The following is a 17,635-nucleotide window of genomic DNA, read 5'->3' on the forward strand; positions in this document are numbered from 1 at the left end:
ACAAAGAGTCCCTCACCCTGGATCATCAGGTCGGTCTCCACGCCGGTGGACTGGGGGTTGCCTGAGGTGAAGAGGGTGTCGATGCTCCCCACCTGCACCCCCAAGCCGACCTGCATGGGGTTGGTGCCGCCCCGGTTGTTCTGGGGCGCGCCGGCCCCCCGGAGGGTGTTGTAGAGGACGTCTTGGAAGGTGGCCCGGGCGGCCTTGAAGCCCACGGTGTTGACGTTGGCCACGTTGTTGCCGATGACGTCCATCCGCCGCTGGTGGCTCCGCAGGCCCGACACGCCTGCAAAGAGCGACTGCATCATGGCCCTTCAGAACCTCCTATCGGCCGGTCGCAGGACGGCGGCAGTCACCCGCCGTCAGGGCCCCCGCCTCCCCCCGGGAGGTCGGTCCAGCCACGCACGCGACCGGAATGGTGTTCATGTGATCACCGCGCTGTCGATGTTGGTGAAGACGCTCTGCTTCGCCTGGGTCCGATCCATCACCGTGATCACCGTCCGGTGCGGCACGCTCACCAGCAGGGCCAGCTCGTCCACCAGGATGAGGCTCTCCCGGGCGCCCTTCTCCGCCGCCCGGTCCACCGCCTGGCGGAGCCGCTCCATCCGGTCGGGCGTGAACACCAGGTTCCGGCTCTGGACCCGGCTCCGGGCATGGGCCGAGAACCGGATGCCCCACCGCTGCTCGTCCAGCGCCTGGGTGAAGAGCTCCTGGAAGCTCTCCTTCCCCCCAGTCTTAGGCTGGGACGGCGCTGGGGCCGGCCGCCCGACAGGGGTCGGCGGCTGCAGCGGGTGCACGGGACGGTGATAGATGCCCTCGGTCATGCCGTTACGTCCTTTCGTTCAGCCGCACCTCGGTGACGTTCAGCACCGGATGCTCCTCGGTCTGGCCGTCCACCAGGATCCGCAGGTAGGGGATCCCGTCCTTGACCAGGACGCCCTGGACCGTGCCCTCCAGGTACCCGCCCCGGTCAGGGTCGTAGACCTCCACCTCCCGGCCCAAGAGGCTGCTGGCCTGGGAGAGGAGCGCCATGCCCTCCTGCAGCGCGATGAGCTGCATGACGGCCACGTTCAGATTCTGCATCTGTTCCAAGGCGGAGAACTGGGCCAGCTGGGCGGCGAACTCCTCGTTCTTCACCGGCTCGGTGGGGTCCTGATACTGCAGCTGGGTGAGCAGCAGCTTCAGGAAGTCATCCTTTCCCATCACCTGCCGGGAAGCCTGGGTCACCTCACCCGTTGTCTGGGTCCCAGCGTAGGTGGTCGCGCTGATCTGCACCCTCCTCACCTCCTTCACTCCTGATGGGCCACCGGGGTCAGACCCGGATGTCGATCCGGCCCGTTCCCAGCCAGGGCGTCCAGGTCGGCGGAGCCACCTCAGCCCCCCCGGCCTCGACCGCCCCTCCCTCGAGCCCTCGGGCCCGGCCCTGGCCACGGCCCCGGTCGCCCAAGGGCTCCCGGCCCTCCCGGCCGTCCTCGCCCTGGAGGGCGACGCTCAGCTCCTCCACCTGGTACCCTTGGCCCACCAGGCTCTGCCTGAGCTCGGCCATGGCCCGGTCGAGCATGGCCTGGACCACGGGCCGTTCCACCACGAAGTGGGCCTTCACCCCATCGCCCCGGAGCTCCAGCCGGATCTTGAGGGAGCCCAGCTCCTTGGGCTCCAGCTCCAAGTGGAGCTCCTCCGATCCGGGGCTGCGGAGCTCGTGGAGCCGCTTGAGCACCAGGTCGTTCACCTGGGTCAAGGGCGTCGAGGCAGCCCCAGCCGCCGCCCGGGGCTCGCTGGCCGCGCTCGCCGCCTCCGAGAGGATCTCGGCGAAGGGGGCATCACCTGGGCTTCCCACCACGGCCGATCCCTGGGTGGTGGTCCCCGCCGGCGTCGGGTTGGCTCCTGGCTCTAAGTCGAAACCGGGCCCTGGCTCCGCCGGGTGTCCAGCCTCGGCCGTGGCCGGGCGGCCAGGAGCGGATGCCTCCTCCACACGGAAGCCCGTCGCCTCCAGGAGTTCCCTCAGGGAGCGACCGGCCTCCTCGGAGACGCCCTCACCCGCGCCGTGGGGAAGGTCCGCGGCGGACTGGCTGGAGCTCGCCCCTTGCCCTTGGAGCGCCTGGTGGGCGGTAGCTCCTGTCCGGTTGTCCAGGCCGGTTCCCTCCGCTCCCGGCCGGGGCGTGTTGGCTGCCTCCGTCCTGGTCCGGGGGGCCTGTCCGCTCGGGGCCGGCCTGCCGTGTGCGGCCCGGGCCTCCACCTGGGCGGCGAGCCCCTCCTCCAGACCGGGGTTCGGTCCCCGTCCGCCCCTGGAGCCATCGAGCCGGGTGACCCCTTCGCCTGCAGCCTCCAGGTCCGCCACCGGCAGGCCTTCCTCGGGCCCCGGTACGGACTGGCCTTCCAGGATGGTCGAGGGGGGCTGGGTCCCGTCCGTCACGGGAGCTTCGCCCAGCATCCCTTCCGGCCCGCCAGCGGGCTCGGACGGGGTGAGGCCTGCCAGCGCCGGATCGGCCGCCGCGGCAGGGGAACCGCTCAGCGGGACGGTTGCGGGCAGAAGACCCTCCAGCTCACCCGTCCCGGCTGACGACACCGCCCCCCCGCCGGGATGGCCCCCGACGCCCAGGGCCTCGGTCGAAGCAGGGGCTGCACCCGCGAGCAGGGCGGCACCGACCCCGGGCGGCAAACCCGCCTCAAGAGACGTCTCAGCCTCACGGGCCGGCATCTCCCCGTCCCCGTCAGGCTCATCACCGGGGGCCTGAGGCCCCTGGGCCCGGTCCGTGGCAGGCTCCCCCTTGGCCCCACTCCGCGGTTGGGATCCCTCCGTTCTAGGCGAACCACCCCGGCCCTTGGCCACCGGCTGGCCGGCTCGGTCCAGCTCCCGCAGTACGTCCTCGAATGAGCCTGCGCTCGCCCCCTGCCGGCCGCCGGCGCGCGGCCTGGTGGGGGTCTTCGTCGGGCTGGGCCGGGCCACCAGGTCGAGCACCACTGCCTCCATGGCCTCCACCTCCTTTCCTCGGGTGATGGGAGGCTCTGCCCCTTCCGGGTTAGAGCCCCACAAGGAGCCGGCTGAGCTGGGCCGCCCGTTCGGTCTCCATCTCAGCCAAAATGGCCGCGGCGTCCCGCTCGGACAGGGTCAGGAGCATCCGGGCTGCCTCCTCGGGGGGAAGCTCCGCCGCCAGCCGGGCCGCATCCCGGGGCCGCATGGCCCCGAAGATGGCGTACAGCCGCTCGCTCCTGGCCGCCTGCACCACCTGGGCCCCCAGCTGGGCCGCCTGGTCCTGGAGGGCTTCCTCCCGGCGGGCCAACTCCTGGGCCTGGCGCTCCAATGCCGCCGCCTCCTCGGCCAGCCTCGCCCGCTCGGCCTCCAGCACCTCCGCCTGCCGGGCCAGTTCCGCCTCCCACGCCGCCAGCTCCGCGGCCCGTTGCATGAAGGCCTCGCTCCGCTCCTCGCCCAGCCGGTAGGTGGCCACCTCATCCTCCAGGCCCGGAATCCGGGCGGCCAGCCGGAGGACCAAATCCCCGACGGGATAGACGTGGGTCTGCTCCAAGACCACACCCGTCACCACCAGGGCCACCAAGAGGATCGCGATCACCGTCGGCCAACGGAGTGGGAGTCTCACCCCATCGCCCCCTCAACCCATCCGACCGGGCTCTCCTCCGGCCCGGCCTCCCGCCCCCGCATCCGCTCCCGGGCGGCTCGAACCACGGCCAGCTCGTCCTGCTCCCGCTGCTCCTGGCGCTCCCGTTCCCGGATGTAGCGCATCCAGGCCTTCTCCCGGAGGCGCTCAAAGAGCCGCCGCTCTTGGGAGGCATGGACCAGCCGGTCCCGGGCCTCCTCGGCCACGCTCTCGGCCCGGCTGACCTCCTCCTGCTGGCGGGCCGCCTCCTCCCGGGTGCGGGCGGCGTACTGGGCCCACGCCTGCAAGGTGCTCCCGTCGATGACGCCACCGGGCAGCCGCTCCCCCAGGGCCCCCAGCTCGCTCTCCAGGAGGAGGAGCTCGGCCCGGGCCTGGTTCAGCCGGCGGTGGGCCTGCACCCACTGGTCGCGGGCCGCCTCTTCCTGCCACTGCTTCCACCGGTAGACCGTCTCCAGCCGAAAGGTGAACCGAGCCACGGGAGCACCTCCTTACGCTGCCAGGGCTTCCAGCCGGCGCAGGGTCTCCTCGAACTCGCTCCGCTCCTCCACTCCCTGGCGGAGGAAGGCATCGATCGCGTCCATCCGGGCGATGGCCGCGTCCACCTCGGGATTGCTGCCGTGGGCGTAGGCGCCCACCTGGATCAAGTCCTCCGCGTCCCGGTAGGCGGCGAGCAGCGACCGGATGCGGGAGGCGGCCCGCTGGTGGGCGGGGCTGGTCACATCCCGCATCACCCGGCTGACGCTGGCCAGCACGTCGATGGCCGGGTAGTGATCCCGCTCGGCCAGCCGCCGGGAAAGGACCACGTGGCCGTCCAAGATGCTCCGCACCGAGTCGGCGATGGGGTCCGTCATGTCATCGCCGTCGACCAGCACCGTGTAAAGGCCGGTGATGGTCCCCCGCTCGCCTGAGCCGCTCCGCTCCAAGAGCCTGGGAAGCTCGGCGAAGACCGACGGGGTGTACCCCTTGGTGGCGGGCGGCTCCCCGACGGCCAGCCCCACCTCCCGCTGGGCGGCGGCAAAGCGGGTGACCGAATCCATCAAGAGCAGCACGTCTTTCCCCTGATCCCGGAAGAACTCGGCGATGGCCGTCGCCAAATACGCCCCCTTGGTCCGGACCAGGGCCGGCTGGTCTGAGGTGGCCACCACCACCACCGAGCGGGCCAACCCTTCGGGCCCCAGGTCTTCCTCCAAGAAGTCCCGCACTTCCCGCCCCCGCTCGCCGATGAGGGCGATGACGTTCACATCGGCCGCCGTGTTCCGGGCGATCATCCCCAAGAGGGTGGACTTGCCCACCCCGGACCCGGCGAAGATCCCCAGCCGCTGCCCCCGGCCGCAGGTGATCAGCCCGTCGATGGCCCGGATGCCCAAGGGGAGGGGGGTGGTCACCCGCTGGCGGGAGAGCGGGTCCGGCGGGGTGCTGTGGACGGGGTAGCGCCCCTCCACCTGGAGGGGGCCCAGCCCGTCGATGGGGCGGCCTAAGCCGTCCAGCACCCGGCCCAAAAGCTTCCACCCCACGGGGGCGGTGAGCCCCCGGCGCTCGGCCACCACCGTGTTGCCGGGGCCGATGCCGTGCATCTCGCCCAGAGGCATGAGCAGGGTCTTCCGGTCCCGGAAGCCCACCACTTCCGCCAGGATGGGCGCCCGGTCCCCGGCCGGGTGAATGGTGCAAAGCTGGCCCAAGGTGGCCCGGGGGCCGGAGGATTCGATGGTGAGGCCCACCACCTGGCTCACCCAACCCCGCTGCCGGTACCCCTCCACCCGGGCCAGCCGGTCCAGGTACCGGTCCAGGTTGATGGCAACGGGGGGCTGCTCTGCCGCCATCGGTTGGGCCACGCCTGCCTCAGGCCTCACCCCGGAGCACCTCCATCAAGGCCTCGCCCACCTCACGGAACCGGCTTTCGATCCCGCTGTCGATGGCGCCGAACTCCGTCTCCACCAGGGCATCCCCGGGAGCGATCCGGTCGTCGCCCACGATGGCCAAGGTCCGGGTCCCCTCGAAGAGGCGCTTCCACGTCTCCTGGTGGGCCTCCACCTGGGGGAGATCATCGGGGTGGACCCGGATGCGGATCTCCCGCGCCCCCGAAACCTGGTTCAGGAGGTGGCGGACCGTCCGGACGGCCAGCTCGTGATCCTCCTCCTTCACCCTCCCGATCACCTTTTCGGCCACAGCCAGAGCCAGCTTGACCACATCCTCCTCGTGGAGGCGGAGGAGGTCCTCCCGTAGGCGGACCAGCTGCTCGGCCAGACGCTCCAGCCGGTCCACCACCGCCTGGGCCTGCTGGAGCCCCTCCTCCCGGCCACGCCGGAGCCCCTCCTGGTACCCCGCCTCCTCCGCCTCCCGGCGGGCTGCCTCCAGCCGCTCGGAGGCCCGGCGCTCCACCTCTTCCACCAGCTCCACCGCCCGCGCCCGGGCCCGCTCCATCAGGCGGCTCGCCTGGGCCTCGGCCACCTCCAGCACCCGGGCAGCGTCCACCAGGTAATCGGAGAGGGAGGCGGAGGCGCCGAGGTCTTCGGGCCTCGGTTCAGGTTGGGGCTGGGCGACCGTCTCCACCTGGGCCGCCTTGATGATCCTAGACAATCAGCTGATCCTCCCCACCCCGGGAGACCACGATCTCGCCCGCCTCTTCCAGCTGGCGTACCACGGCGACGATCCGCTGCTGGGCCTCCTCCACGTCCCGCAGGCGGACCGGACCCAGGTACTCCATCTCCTCCCGGAGCATCTCGCCGGCCCGCTTGGACATGTTGCGGAAGACCCGCTGGGAGACTTCCTCGCTGGCCGTCTTGAGGGCCAGGGCCCAGTCGGAGGACTGGACGTCCCGGATGACCCGCTGCATGGACCGGTCGTCCAGGAGGATGAGGTCCTCGAAGACGAACATCTTGCTCCGGATCTCCTCGGCCAGATCGGGGTCGCTCTGCTCCAAGGCCTCCAAGATCCGCTTCTCCGTGGAGCGGTCCACCCGGTTGAGCACAGCGACGGCCGCGTCGATGCCACCGGCCGCGGTCATCTCGTCGCCCACCAGGCCGGAGAGGCGCTCTTCCAGGGCGTGCTCGATCTCCCGCAAAACCTCGGGGCTGATCCGGTCCAGGGTGGCCAGCCGCTGGGCCACATCCACCTGCTGCTCAGGCGGCAGGGCTGACAGGATGGTCCCCGCCTGCTCGGGCGTCAGGTAGGCCATGATCACCGCGATGGTCTGGGGGTGTTCTTTGCGGATAAAGTCGAACAGCTGGGAGGGGTTGGCCCGGCGGGCGAAGTCGAAGGGCCGGACCCGCAAAGAAGCCGTCAGCCGCTCGATGACGATCCGGGCCCGCTCGGGGCCGAAGGCGTTCTCCAGCAGGGTCCGGGCGTACTCGATGCCGCCCCGGGAGATGTAATCCTGGGCCAGGGCCAGCTGGGCGAACTCCTGGATGACCTGGTCGCGGGTCTCCGCGTCCACGTTCCGGGTGTTGGCAATCTCGTAGGTGAGCTGCTCCACCTCGTCCTCTTCCAGGTGCTGGAAGAGCCGGGAGGAGTGCTCCTCGCCCATGGCGATGAGGAGGACCGCCGCCTTCTGCCGCCCGGTCAGGCGCCTGGCACCCGTGCTTGGCGTGGACACCGACATGGTCATTCCTCCGTCAGCCAGGAGCGCAGAAGCTCCACGAAGTTCTTGGGATTGCGCAGGGCCAGCTCCCGGATCCGCATGAGGGTCCGGTCCGCCTCCTCGGTGGTGAGGGCGGGCACCTCCTCCTCTTCCGCCTCCGCGGCGGCAGCCGCCTCAGCCTCCGCCTCCCGCACCCGCCGGCGGTAGAGGCTCCAGCCCACCAGACCGCCCACCACCGCTGCCAGGAGCACGCCCATCAGGATCAACCAGACCAGGGGCAGGGCCGGCTCGGCGGCCACCTGGACCACCTCAGGCCGGCTAAACTCGAAGGCCTGGACGGTGACCGTGTCGCCCCGGTTCAGGTCCGCACCCACCGCGGAGGCGACGGCTGCCTCGATGGCCGCCTGCTGGGCCGGGGTGAGGCTCCCGTCGACCCAGACGGCCACCGACAATCCCGTCACCCGCCCGGGCGGGACCGTCCGCTGGACCTGGCGCCGGCTGAACTCGTAGTTGGTGATGGTGTCGATCCGCTCGTAGCTGGAGGGGCCGGCCGTGGTGGCCACGTAGCCGGGCACGTTGGCCTCCACCCCGGCCACGCCGCCCGGCATCAGGCTCCCTTCACCCTCGTACCGCTCCTCCACCCGCTGCTCGCTCCGAATGCCCCCGCCCTGGACGGGGAGAAACTCATCGGCCACCTCTTCGGAGGAGGAGAAGTCCATTTGGGTCTTGACCCGGACGACGGCCCGGCCGTAGCCGAAGACCTGCTCCAGCATGGTCTGAACGCTGGCCTGGAGCTGCATCTCGTAGTTCCGCTGCAGCTCCAGATGGGTCATGGCCACCGCGTCCAGGGTGTTCTCCCGCACCATGTCCGACAGGGTGCGACCCCGGGTGTCCACCAGGGTGACGTTCTCGGTGGTGAGCCCTTCAACGCTGGCGGCGACCAAGTTGACAATGGCCCGGACCTGCTGCCGGTCCAGATCCTGGCCGGGCCGCAGATCCACCAAGACCGACGCGGTGGCGGGCCGTCGTTCGGAAACAAAGACAGACGGCTGGGGCTGAACGATGTGGACCCGGGCCTCCCGCACCGGCGCTAGGGCCTCAATGGTCCTGGCCAGCTCCCCCTGGAGGGCGAGCACGTACCGGACCCGGCGCTCGTACTCGGTCATGCCCAAGCTGTTTTGGTTGAGGAGCTCGTACCCCAGGGTGCCGCCCGAGGGGATCCCTTGGGCGGCCAGCTGGATCCGGGTCTGATAGACCACGTTCTCGGGCACCAGAATGGTCCGCCCGCCATCGGCCAGCTGGTAGGGGATGGCCTGTTCCTGGAGGACCTGGGCGACCTCCCCGGCCGCCCGGGGGCTCAGATCGGCGAAGAGGGGCACATAGGCAGGCTGGCTGGAGGCAAGGATCAGCCCGTAAATGAGGAGGGCAAGCACGACGACGGCAGCGCCCAGCACACCCCAACGGGCCGTGGGGCTCAGCCGCTCCCACGTCTGGGCCACCCGCTCACGGACGGCTTGCCATGGTGGTTGGGCGGAAAGCGCCGAACTGCTGGCCATGGACCCGGATCACCCTCCCGATACCTTGAACCCGGTTAGAGCTGCATCCGGGAGATCTCCTGATACGCTTCCAGGACCTTGTTCCGGAGGGCGACGGTCAGGTCCAGAGCGAGCTGGGCCTTGGCAGCCGCGATCATCACCTCATGGAGGCTCTCCGCCTCACCCCGGGCGAGCCGCTGGGCCTGCACCTCCGCCTCAATCTGCAGCTGGTTGACCGCCTCCAGCTGCTGGTAGAACAGCTCCTTGAAGCTCGCCGCCTTCCCGGCCGTCTCCCGCTCCTTCGGCAAAGAAGCGGGCGGCTGAAGCGTCACCGGTCGCGTCGCAAGCGAGACTCGATCGATCATGACCGCTCTCCCTCACCCATCCCCAAACCGGTCAGATCCCAGCAGAACTCGACGGAAGACGACACTTCCCTGGAGACCCGCACCTCGAGACGGCCCGGGCCTTACGCCCGGCCGATTTCAAGCGCCTTGGTGGCCATGCCCTTGGCAGCGTTGAAGGCCGTTACGTTGGCTTCGTAGGCTCGGGTGGCGGTGATCAGGTCCACCATCTCCGTGACGGGGTTGACGTTGGGGTAGGCCACATACCCTTCGGCGTCCGCATCCGGGTGATCCGGCTGGTAGACCAGGCGCGGCGGGTTGGGATCCTGGATGATCGCCTGAACCCGAACACCTCCACCCACCCGCTTCATGGGATGGCCCGCCGACCGGACCGCCTCGGGGACCAGCACCGCCATCAACCGGCGGTAGGGCCCGCCCTCAGGGGTCCGGGTGGTGTTGGCGTTGGCCAGGTTGGAGGCGATCAGATCCATCCGCAAGCGCTCAGCCGTCAATCCCGACGCGCTCACGTCCATGGCGCCAAAGAGGCTCATGATCACGCCCTCCCTTCCCGCACCGCGGTGCGGAGCCTCTGGTAGCCCCTGTTGAACTGCTCCACCAGCGCGTTGTAGAGGATTTGGGCTTGGGCCAGGCTGGCCATCTCCCGATCCAGATCCACGTTGTTCAGATCGTTGCGCATGGTGGTGGCCGTGTCGACCACGACCTGTGGGCTGCCGGGTGCGGTCGGTCGGGGCAGGTGCTGCGGGTGGGTGGTGCGGAGGGGCAGCCGGCGTTCAGCCTGGCGGAGGATGGCGGGGAAGGTCACATCCCGGCGCTTGTAGCCGGGCGTGTTGACGTTGGCGATGTTCTCCGCCACAACTCGCTGCTTGAGCAGCATCGTATCCATCCCCGCCCGGAGCAAGCGCTGGGTGACCTGCCAATCGCCTGCCACCGCAACCCCCTCCTTCTTCCGACACATCCCCACAGAAAGAAAGAGACCCAAGCCAGGGGCTTGGGCATGCGGAAGAACCCGCACGAATGGCAGCCCGGCGACCGTGAACCCAGGGGGTTCCGTAGGCCCGTGGCTTTGCGTCACTGCCTTTCGACAGTTTTGCCCCTGCATTCGTCACGGAAGGTATTCAGTTCACGATCTCGATGAGGGTCATTCGATGATTTCCCTGAATTTCCTCCTCGCGTCCAGAGAATCTTCACCCGGTGCCCCGCCTTCTGGAACCAAAGGTGAACCTCGAAGCCCTTACAAGATGTATCGGCTCAAATCCCGATCCTCCATAATGGGCGCGAGACGTTGGTGGACATAGGCCGCGTTGATCACCACCCGCTGGCCCGAAAGCTCGGGCGCGGCGAAGGAGAGCTCCTCCAGGACCCGTTCCATGATGGTGTGCAACCGGCGCGCGCCGATGTCCTCCGTGGCTTCGTTCACCTGACGGGCAAGGCGGGCGATGGCGTCGATGGCATCGTCGGTGAACTCCACGGTCACGCCCTCGGTGGCCAGAAGCTGGGTGTACTGGGTGATGAGGGCGTTCTCCGGCTCGGTGAGGATGCGGCGGAAGTCGTCCTCGGTGAGGGAGCGGAGCTCCACCCGGATGGGGAACCGCCCCTGCAGCTCTGGGATCAGGTCCGAAGGCTTGGAGACGTGGAAGGCACCCGCCGCGATGAAGAGGATGTGGTCTGTCCGCACAGGACCGTACTTCGTCATCACCGTGGAGCCTTCCACGATGGGCAGGATGTCCCGCTGGACGCCCTCCCGGGAGACGTCGGGACCGTGGCCTTGGCCAGAGGAGGCGATTTTGTCGATCTCGTCCAGGAAGATGATGCCGTTCTCCTCCGCCCGCCGGATCGCCTCCGCCTGGACCTCATCCATATCGATGAGCTTCTGAGCCTCTTCTTGGGCCAACACCTTCCGGGCCTCCCGGATGGGGAGCTTCCGGCGCCGGGTCCGGCGGGGGAGGAAGGGCCCCAGCATATCCTGGAGGTTGATGCCCATCTCCTCCACCCCGGCTCCGGTGAAGATCTCCAGGGTACGGGGAGTGGTGTCCTCCACTTCCACCTCCACCAGCTGGTCCTCCAGCTCCCCCCGGCGCAGCCGCTGCCGGAGCTCCTCCCGCTCAGCCCGGATGGTCGCCTCGTCCTCAGGCGGGTCGGGGGCCTGCTGGGGCCCCCCCATGCCAAAGAGGGCCTGCAGGGGGTGGAAGCCCCGGCCCCGGCCCCAGCGCCCGCCGGGCCCCGGCCGGAGGATCTCGAGGAGCCGCTCCTCGGCCAGCTCGTTGGCCCGGTCTTGGACCGCCTCCATCTTCTCCCCCTTCACCATGCGGATGGCGGTCTCCACCAGGTCCCGGACCATGGAGTCCACGTCCCGGCCCACATAGCCCACCTCGGTGAACTTGGTCGCCTCCACCTTGACAAAGGGGGCGCCGGCCAGCTTGGCCAGCCGCCGGGCGATCTCCGTCTTGCCCACCCCCGTCGGGCCGATCATGAGGATGTTCTTGGGGCTCACCTCATCCCGCAGCTCTTCCGGCAGCAGGCGGCGCCGGTAGCGGTTCCGCAGGGCGATGGCGACGGCCCGCTTGGCCTCCGTCTGCCCGATGATGTACTTGTCAAGCTCCTCCACCACCTGGCGAGGGGTCAGACCTTCAACCACGACCATCCCGTCCTTTCCAACGGCACCTTGAGCCAGGGGCAGTCGGGATCAGATCTCAGGGGGTAGGCCCCTTCTCGGGAAGCTCTTCGACGATGATCTGATCGTTGGTGTAGACACAGATACCTGAGGCGATGAGCAGGCTCTCCCGGGCGATCTCCGCGGCGGAGAGCTGGCTGTGGGCCAGAAGGGCCCGGGCCGCGGCCAGGGCGAAGGGACCGCCCGACCCCACCGCCGCCACCCCGTCGTCGGGCTCAATCACCTCGCCCGTCCCCGAGAGGATCAAGAGGTTGTTCAGGTCCATCACGATCAAGAGCGCGTCCAGGCGCCGGAGGGCCCGGTCGGTGCGCCACTCCTTGGCCAGCTCCACAGCCGCCCGGGGCAGGTTACCGTGGTACGCCTCGAGCCGGGTCTCGAACCGCTCGAAGAGGGCGAGGGCGTCGGCGACGGAGCCGGCGAAGCCGGCCAGCACCCGGCCGTGGTAGAGCCGGCGGACCTTCCGGGCTGTGCGCTTCATGATGGTCTGCTGGCCCAGGGTGACCTGGCCGTCGCCTGCCAGGGCCGCCCGTCCATCCCGCAAGACACCCACGATGGTGGTGCCATGGAGTGCTGCCGCTGCCACACGCCTCGCCTCCTTGCTCCTGGGGCCACGTGGTTGGGATCAGGCTTGGGCTTGGATGGCTTCCGCCTCTTTGGGGTCGGCGGCCGGCTGCCGGTGGCCGCACCCTTTGGTGGGGCAGACCCACTCGGCCTTCCGGCCTCGCCCGCCCTGGGCTTCCACCAGGAGGCTGCCGCACTTGGGGCAGCGAGCAGGGACAGGCTTCTGCCACATGACGAAGCGGCAGTCGGGGTAGTTGGAGCAGCCGTAGAAGGTCTTGCCCCGCCGGGACCGGCGCTTCACCAAGGGGTGCCCGCACTCGGGGCAGTCCACCCCGATCTTCTCCAAGAGGGGCCGGGTGTTCCGGCACTCGGGGAAGCCCGAACAGGCGAGGAAGCGACCGTAGCGGCCGTGCTTGATCACCATCTTACGCCCGCACTTGTCGCAGACCTCGTCCGTCTCCTCGTCGGCCACCTTCACCCGCTCGGCCGTCGCCTCCGCGTGGCGGAGCTGCTCCTGGAAGGGGTCGTAGAACTTCCGGACGAGGGAGACCCAGTCCTGCTTCCCCTCCTCCACCTCGTCCAAGGCCGCCTCCATGCGGGCGGTGAACTCCACATCGACAATGTTGGGAAAGTACTCCTTGAGGAGATCGACCACCACCCGCCCCAGCTCCGTGGGCCGGAACTTCCGGTCGACCAGCTCCACGTAGCCCCGCTTCTGGATGGTCTCCAAGATGGGCGCGTAGGTGCTGGGGCGGCCAATCCCCAGCTCCTCCAGGGCCTTCACCAGGGAAGCCTCGGTGTAGGCCGGGGGCGGCTGGGTGAAGTGCTGTTCTGGCTTCCGCTCCAACTGCTCCAGGAGCTGCCCCTCCACCAGCGGCGGCAGCATCTTGCTGGTCTCGGTCTCATCGGCCCGGTAGACCTGCAGGAAGCCAGGGAAGACAAGCCGGGAGCCCGTGGCCCGGAGCTCGTAAGGCCCCGCCGCCACCCGGACGCTCATGGTCTGGTAGCGGGCAGGGCTCATCTGGCTGGCTACGAACCGCTCCCAGATCAACCGGTAGAGCCGGAGCTGGTCCCGGCTCAGGTAGGGGGCGACCTTCTCCGGCGTCCGGTAGACCGAGGTGGGCCGGATCGCCTCGTGGGCCGCCTGGGCCCCCTTGCGGTTCTTGTACTGGGGCGGCCGGGCCGGGCGGAACTCAGGGCCGTAGGTCTCTTCAATAAAGGCCCGGGCCTCGGCCTGGGCTTGGGCGGCGATGTGGGTGGAGTCGGTCCGCATGTAGGTGATGAGCCCCATGTGTCCCTCGGGCCCCAGAGGCAATCCTTCGTACAGTTCCTGGGCCAGGCGCATGGTCTTGGAGGCCGAGAAGCGCAGGCGGTGGGAGGCATCCTGCTGGAGGGTGCTGGTGGTGTAGGGGGCGTACGGCGAGCGCCGCCGCTCCTTCTCCTCCACCGAGGCCACTCGGGCTTCCAGCCCGGCCAGCTCCTCCACCACCCGCTGGGCCTCCGCCTCGTTGGCCAGCTCCAGCTTCTTCCCATCCCGGCGCTCCACCCGGGCCACGAAGACCGCCGGGGGCCGGTCCTGCCCCGCTTCCCCTTCGGGGGCCGGCTCCGTCTGGCCGTTGACGGGCACCGGGCGGAAGGTGACGTCGACGGTCCAGTACTCTTCGGGCTCGAAGGCGTCGATCTCATCCTGCCGGTCGCAGATCAACCGGACCGCCACCGACTGGACCCGTCCCGCGCTCAGGCCCCGGCGGACCTTGTTCCAGAGGAGGGGGCTCAGCTGGTAGCCAACCACCCGGTCCAAGACCCGGCGGGCCTGCTGCGCGTCGACCAGGCGCTGGTCAATGCCTCGCGGGTTTTTCACCGCGTTCCGGACCGCCTCGGCCGTCACCTCATGGAAGACGATGCGCCGGACCCGTTCCTCATCGAGCCCCAGGGCGGTCATCAGGTGCCAGGAGATGGCCTCCCCTTCCCGGTCCGGGTCGGTGGCCAGGTAGACGGTCTCCGCCTTCTTGGCCGCCTCCCGCAGCTCCTGGAGCACCTTCCCCTTGCCCCGGATGGTGATGTAATGGGGTTCGAAGTTGTTCTCCACATCAACCCCGAACTGGCTCTTGGGCAGATCCCGGACATGGCCCATGGAGGCCTTCACCTGGTAGGAGCGCCCGAGGAACTTGCCGATGGTCCTCGCCTTGGCCGGCGACTCAACGATGACCAGTGACTTGGCCACACCGTCCCCTCCCTCAACTCGCCCTACATTATATTGGGGCCTCTCGGGGCTGTAAACCGAAGGGGCTTCCCGGGCCGCCTACCAGCCTCTCCGCCAGAACCGGCCGCCGACCCGGATGGCCAGACCCCGAAGCTCCAACAGGGTGAGGCCGGCCTGAACGGCGCCCAGCTCCGCGCCCGTTCGCCGGGCCAGCTCTTCCGCCGTCCGGGGCTCCCGGTCCAAGTGATGAAGGAGCCACCCCTGGGGATCGCCGGCCCCGGGACCATCGGGACCCAGCCCCGGGAGCGGGCTGGGCGCCGCCACCGGGCGCTGGGCCCGGACCGCCTCCACCAGCTCCTCCACCGTGGCAAGCAGCAGCGCGCCGTCCTGGATGAGCCGGTGACACCCCAGACTCTGGGGGCGTCCCAAGGGCCCGGGCACCGCGTAGACGGGCCGGCTCAGCTCATCGGCCAGACGGGCGGTGATGAGGGCGCCGCTCCGGGCCCCCGCCTCCACCACCACCGTGACCGTGCCTAAGGCAGCGATGATCCGGTTCCGGTGGGGGAAGGCGTAGGGCGCGGGGGCCATCCCCGGCGGGTACTCGGTCACGAGCGCCCCCTGCCGCTCAATCGCCCGGGCCAGCTCCCGGTGTTCCGGGGGGTAGATCCGGTCGGGGCCCGTGCCCATCACGGCCACCGTCCGCCCGCCCGCGGCCAGGGCCGCCCGGTGGGCCACCCCATCGATCCCTCGGGCCAGGCCGCTCACCACCGTCACCCCCGCCTGGGCCAGGGCCCGGGCCAGGTCGGCGGCCACCCCCTCTCCGTAGGGGGTGGGCCGTCGGGTCCCCACAATGCTGACCGCCCCTTCGTCCATCGGTGTCCACCGGCCCCGGATGAAGAGGAGCGGCGGCGGCTGGTCAATGGCAGCCAGGGCTCGGGGGTAGCCGGCCATGCTGGGGGTGAGGACCTGGGTGCCCGCAGAACGGAGTTGGGTCAGGCTGGCGGCCGCCCAGCTCCGGGTGAAGGTCTGGGCGGCGGACCAGACCGAGGGCTCTACCCCCAGCTCAGGCCACTGGGGATACCGGCGCCAGGCCTGGGAGGCGGTGGCGTAGATCTTGAGAAGCTTGCGGGCTTGGTGGAAGGGCAGGGCGCCGTAGAGACGCAGCAGGTCGAGGCGTTCCCGGCGGTCGTCAGAGGACACGGCTCCTCTCCTCCCGCCCCCTGGGGCAAGCCGGGACGGCCCCTCCTATTCGCCCTCGTCCCCTCCCCTTCCTTCCCCGCGGGCGCTCAGGTGATCCAAGATCTCCCGGAGCTCCGACTCCCAGCGGTGCTGGTAGAGGAAGAGCTCACCTTGATCCACCAGGCTGCCGTTCTCACAGTTGGTGCACCGCAGGGCGATCCGGCCGGCCTTCTGGGCCAGGACAGCATGGGGCGTCTCCACGTGGCAAACCGGGCAGCGGTAGATCCGGGTGGTGCCAGGTTCAGGCTCCAACGGGCTCGCCTTCCTTCGTCCGTTCCGCTTCGCCGTACGCTCCTGTAGCATGGCGACCCGCCCCCGCCTTTATCCCGCCGGATCCGCCCCCGTGCCCATCCCTCACCACGGCGGCCGCCGGTACTGGAGGGCCTCCGCCGCATGCTCTTCCTGGAGGGTGTCGCTCCCATCCAGGTCCGCCAGGGTCCGGGCCACCCGGAGGAGGCGGACCGCGCCCCGGGCCGAGATAAGCCGCGCCTCCATGGCCCGCTCCACCAGCCGCCGGACCGCCGGTTGGGCCGCGAGCTGGTGGAGGTCCACCGCCGCGGTGGCGTTGAGGCCTCCGGGGCCGTACCGCTGGGCCTGGCGCTCCCGGGCCGCCCGGATCCGCGCCAGCACCCGCTCCGTCTCCCCAGCCGGCTCCTGGAAGAGGGCCTTTCCGGAGGGCGGCTCCACGGGCACCCAGAGATCGACCCGGTCCTTGATGGGGCCCGACAGGCGCCGCCGGTAGCGAGCCAGCTGCCCGTCGGAGCAGCGGCACTCGCCGAAGCCCCACTGGCCGCAGGGGCAGGGGTTGCCCGCGGCCACCAGGAGGAAACGGGCGGGAAAGCGAACGTGGTAGCGGGCCCGGCTCACCTCGATCCAGCCCGTCTCCAAGGGCTGGCGGAGGCCGTCCAAGACCTGGGCGGGAAACTCGGGCAGCTCATCCAGGAAGAGGACGCCCCGGTGGGCCAGGGTGACCTCGCCCGGCCTGGGCGGCACCCCGCCCCCCAGGAGGGCCGCCGCCCCCACCGAAGGATGGACCGCCCGGACAGGGGGGCGCCGGATCAAGCCCCCGTGGGGCGGCAGGAGGCCGGCGATGCTGTGGATCTTGGTCACCTCGTAGGCCTCCTCGGGGGCGAGATCGGGCAGGAGCTCGCCCAAGCGGCTGGCCAGAAGGGTCTTCCCCACCCCCGGAGGGCCGATCATGACCAGAGCATGCCCACCGGCCGCGGCCACCTCCAGCGCCCGCTTGGCCCCTTCCTGGCCGGCCACCCGCTCGAGGGCGGGCCCGAGGGGTTGGCTGGGGCTGGCCAGGGCTCGAGCGGGCGGGGGCGCGGGCCCGCCCCGGAGGAAGGTAGCCACCTCCTTCAGGTGGCGAAAGGCCAGGGCCGGCAGCCCGGCCAGGGCCGCCTCGGGGCCGTTGGCCTCCGGCACCACCACCGCCTGGACGTGCCCCTTGAGGGCTTCGGCCGCGGCCAGGACCCCGCTCACGGGCCGCAGGGTCCCGTCCAGCCCCAGCTCGCCCAGGAAGCCGTGGCCCCGGGCCCGCTCGGGCGAGCCGACGCCCATGGCCACCAGGATGCCGGCGGCCATGGGGAGGTCGAAGAGGGGGCCCTCTTTGCGGAGGCCGGCGGGCGCCAGGTTGATGGTCACCCGCCCCAGGGGCATCTCGAAGCCGCTGTTCCGCAAGGCGGCCCGCACCCGGTTCCGGCTCTCCAAGACCGCGGTTCCCGGCAGACCGACCACGTCGAAGGCAGGGAGGCCCGGCCGGAGATCCACTTCCACCTGGACCGGCTGGCCCTCCACGCCGGCCAGGGCCGCGCTCCACAGACGGGCAAGCACGCGCAAGACCCCCTTGCCCCGGCGGGCAAGAGGGCCT

At 70.3% G+C, this 17,635-nt stretch carries 19 protein-coding genes and 1 riboswitch; all 19 genes read right to left on the reverse strand.

What is annotated here, in order from left to right; all coding sequences use genetic code 11:
* A partial coding sequence (locus tag FWJ67_RS03720; protein WP_414482583.1) for a flagellar hook-basal body complex protein occupies positions 1-308 on the reverse strand: 308 nt, incomplete at its 3' end.
* Positions 309-422: 114 nt separating this feature from the next.
* Positions 423-824, reverse strand: coding sequence for a TIGR02530 family flagellar biosynthesis protein (locus FWJ67_RS03725; protein WP_414482584.1), 402 nt, complete (start codon positions 822-824; stop codon positions 423-425).
* A 4-nt stretch (positions 825-828) separates the two neighbouring features.
* On the reverse strand, positions 829-1,275 hold the full coding sequence (locus FWJ67_RS03730) for a flagellar hook capping FlgD N-terminal domain-containing protein (RefSeq protein WP_414482585.1): 447 nt from the start codon (positions 1,273-1,275) through the stop codon (positions 829-831).
* A 37-nt stretch (positions 1,276-1,312) separates the two neighbouring features.
* Positions 1,313-1,837, reverse strand: a complete 525-nt coding sequence (locus FWJ67_RS03735) for a flagellar hook-length control protein FliK (protein ID WP_414482586.1) — start codon at positions 1,835-1,837, stop codon at positions 1,313-1,315.
* A gap of 1,183 nt (positions 1,838-3,020) precedes the next feature.
* On the reverse strand, positions 3,021-3,596 hold the full coding sequence (locus FWJ67_RS03740) for a MotE family protein (protein WP_414481921.1): 576 nt from the start codon (positions 3,594-3,596) through the stop codon (positions 3,021-3,023).
* A complete protein-coding gene (fliJ, locus tag FWJ67_RS03745; protein WP_304172513.1) occupies positions 3,593-4,090 on the reverse strand; it encodes a flagellar export protein FliJ in 498 nt (165 codons plus the stop codon). The genes FWJ67_RS03740 and fliJ overlap by 4 nt, the downstream gene beginning before the upstream one ends.
* A 12-nt stretch (positions 4,091-4,102) precedes the next feature.
* Complete coding sequence (gene fliI, locus FWJ67_RS03750; RefSeq protein ID WP_414481925.1) at positions 4,103-5,434, reverse strand: flagellar protein export ATPase FliI; 1,332 nt, start codon at positions 5,432-5,434, stop codon at positions 4,103-4,105.
* A gap of 19 nt (positions 5,435-5,453) precedes the next feature.
* Positions 5,454-6,191 carry a FliH/SctL family protein gene (locus FWJ67_RS03755; protein WP_304172511.1) on the reverse strand — a complete coding sequence of 246 codons (738 nt, stop codon included), beginning with the start codon at positions 6,189-6,191 and terminating at the stop codon, positions 5,454-5,456.
* Positions 6,184-7,206, reverse strand: coding sequence for a flagellar motor switch protein FliG (gene fliG / locus FWJ67_RS03760; RefSeq protein WP_414481920.1), 1,023 nt, complete (start codon positions 7,204-7,206; stop codon positions 6,184-6,186). The genes FWJ67_RS03755 and fliG overlap by 8 nt, the downstream gene beginning before the upstream one ends.
* A gap of 8 nt (positions 7,207-7,214) precedes the next feature.
* Positions 7,215-8,747 (reverse strand): flagellar basal-body MS-ring/collar protein FliF, encoded by a 1,533-nt coding sequence (gene fliF / locus FWJ67_RS03765; RefSeq protein WP_304172509.1) that lies wholly within the window; start codon positions 8,745-8,747, stop codon positions 7,215-7,217.
* A 35-nt stretch (positions 8,748-8,782) separates the two neighbouring features.
* The gene (gene fliE, locus FWJ67_RS03770; protein ID WP_414481919.1) at positions 8,783-9,091 is read right to left on the reverse strand and encodes a flagellar hook-basal body complex protein FliE; all 309 of its coding nucleotides are present in this window, start codon (positions 9,089-9,091) and stop codon (positions 8,783-8,785) included.
* Positions 9,092-9,192: 101 nt separating this feature from the next.
* Positions 9,193-9,618 (reverse strand): flagellar basal body rod protein FlgC, encoded by a 426-nt coding sequence (gene flgC, locus FWJ67_RS03775; protein ID WP_304172507.1) that lies wholly within the window; start codon positions 9,616-9,618, stop codon positions 9,193-9,195.
* A gap of 2 nt (positions 9,619-9,620) precedes the next feature.
* On the reverse strand, positions 9,621-10,016 hold the full coding sequence (flgB, locus tag FWJ67_RS03780; protein WP_304172506.1) for a flagellar basal body rod protein FlgB: 396 nt from the start codon (positions 10,014-10,016) through the stop codon (positions 9,621-9,623).
* A gap of 85 nt (positions 10,017-10,101) precedes the next feature.
* A riboswitch (cyclic di-GMP riboswitch) is annotated at positions 10,102-10,190 on the reverse strand.
* 129 nt (positions 10,191-10,319) lie between these two features.
* Positions 10,320-11,729, reverse strand: a complete 1,410-nt coding sequence (hslU, locus tag FWJ67_RS03785) for an ATP-dependent protease ATPase subunit HslU (RefSeq protein WP_369686551.1) — start codon at positions 11,727-11,729, stop codon at positions 10,320-10,322.
* A gap of 49 nt (positions 11,730-11,778) precedes the next feature.
* Positions 11,779-12,342, reverse strand: coding sequence for an ATP-dependent protease subunit HslV (gene hslV / locus FWJ67_RS03790; RefSeq protein WP_304172504.1), 564 nt, complete (start codon positions 12,340-12,342; stop codon positions 11,779-11,781).
* 39 nt (positions 12,343-12,381) lie between these two features.
* The gene (topA, locus tag FWJ67_RS03795) at positions 12,382-14,544 is read right to left on the reverse strand and encodes a type I DNA topoisomerase (protein ID WP_414481918.1); all 2,163 of its coding nucleotides are present in this window, start codon (positions 14,542-14,544) and stop codon (positions 12,382-12,384) included.
* A gap of 78 nt (positions 14,545-14,622) precedes the next feature.
* Positions 14,623-15,723 (reverse strand): DNA-processing protein DprA, encoded by a 1,101-nt coding sequence (gene dprA, locus FWJ67_RS03800; RefSeq protein ID WP_304172502.1) that lies wholly within the window; start codon positions 15,721-15,723, stop codon positions 14,623-14,625.
* 45 nt (positions 15,724-15,768) lie between these two features.
* Positions 15,769-16,014 (reverse strand): hypothetical protein, encoded by a 246-nt coding sequence (locus FWJ67_RS03805; protein ID WP_304172501.1) that lies wholly within the window; start codon positions 16,012-16,014, stop codon positions 15,769-15,771.
* 102 nt (positions 16,015-16,116) lie between these two features.
* Entirely contained in the window at positions 16,117-17,598 is a 1,482-nt protein-coding gene (locus FWJ67_RS03810; protein WP_304172500.1) for a YifB family Mg chelatase-like AAA ATPase, read from the reverse strand.
* Positions 17,599-17,635 lie beyond the last annotated feature (37 nt).

This window comes from Limnochorda sp., assembly GCF_047459355.1.
Taxonomy (GTDB): Bacteria; Bacillota; Limnochordia; order Limnochordales; family Limnochordaceae; genus Limnochorda.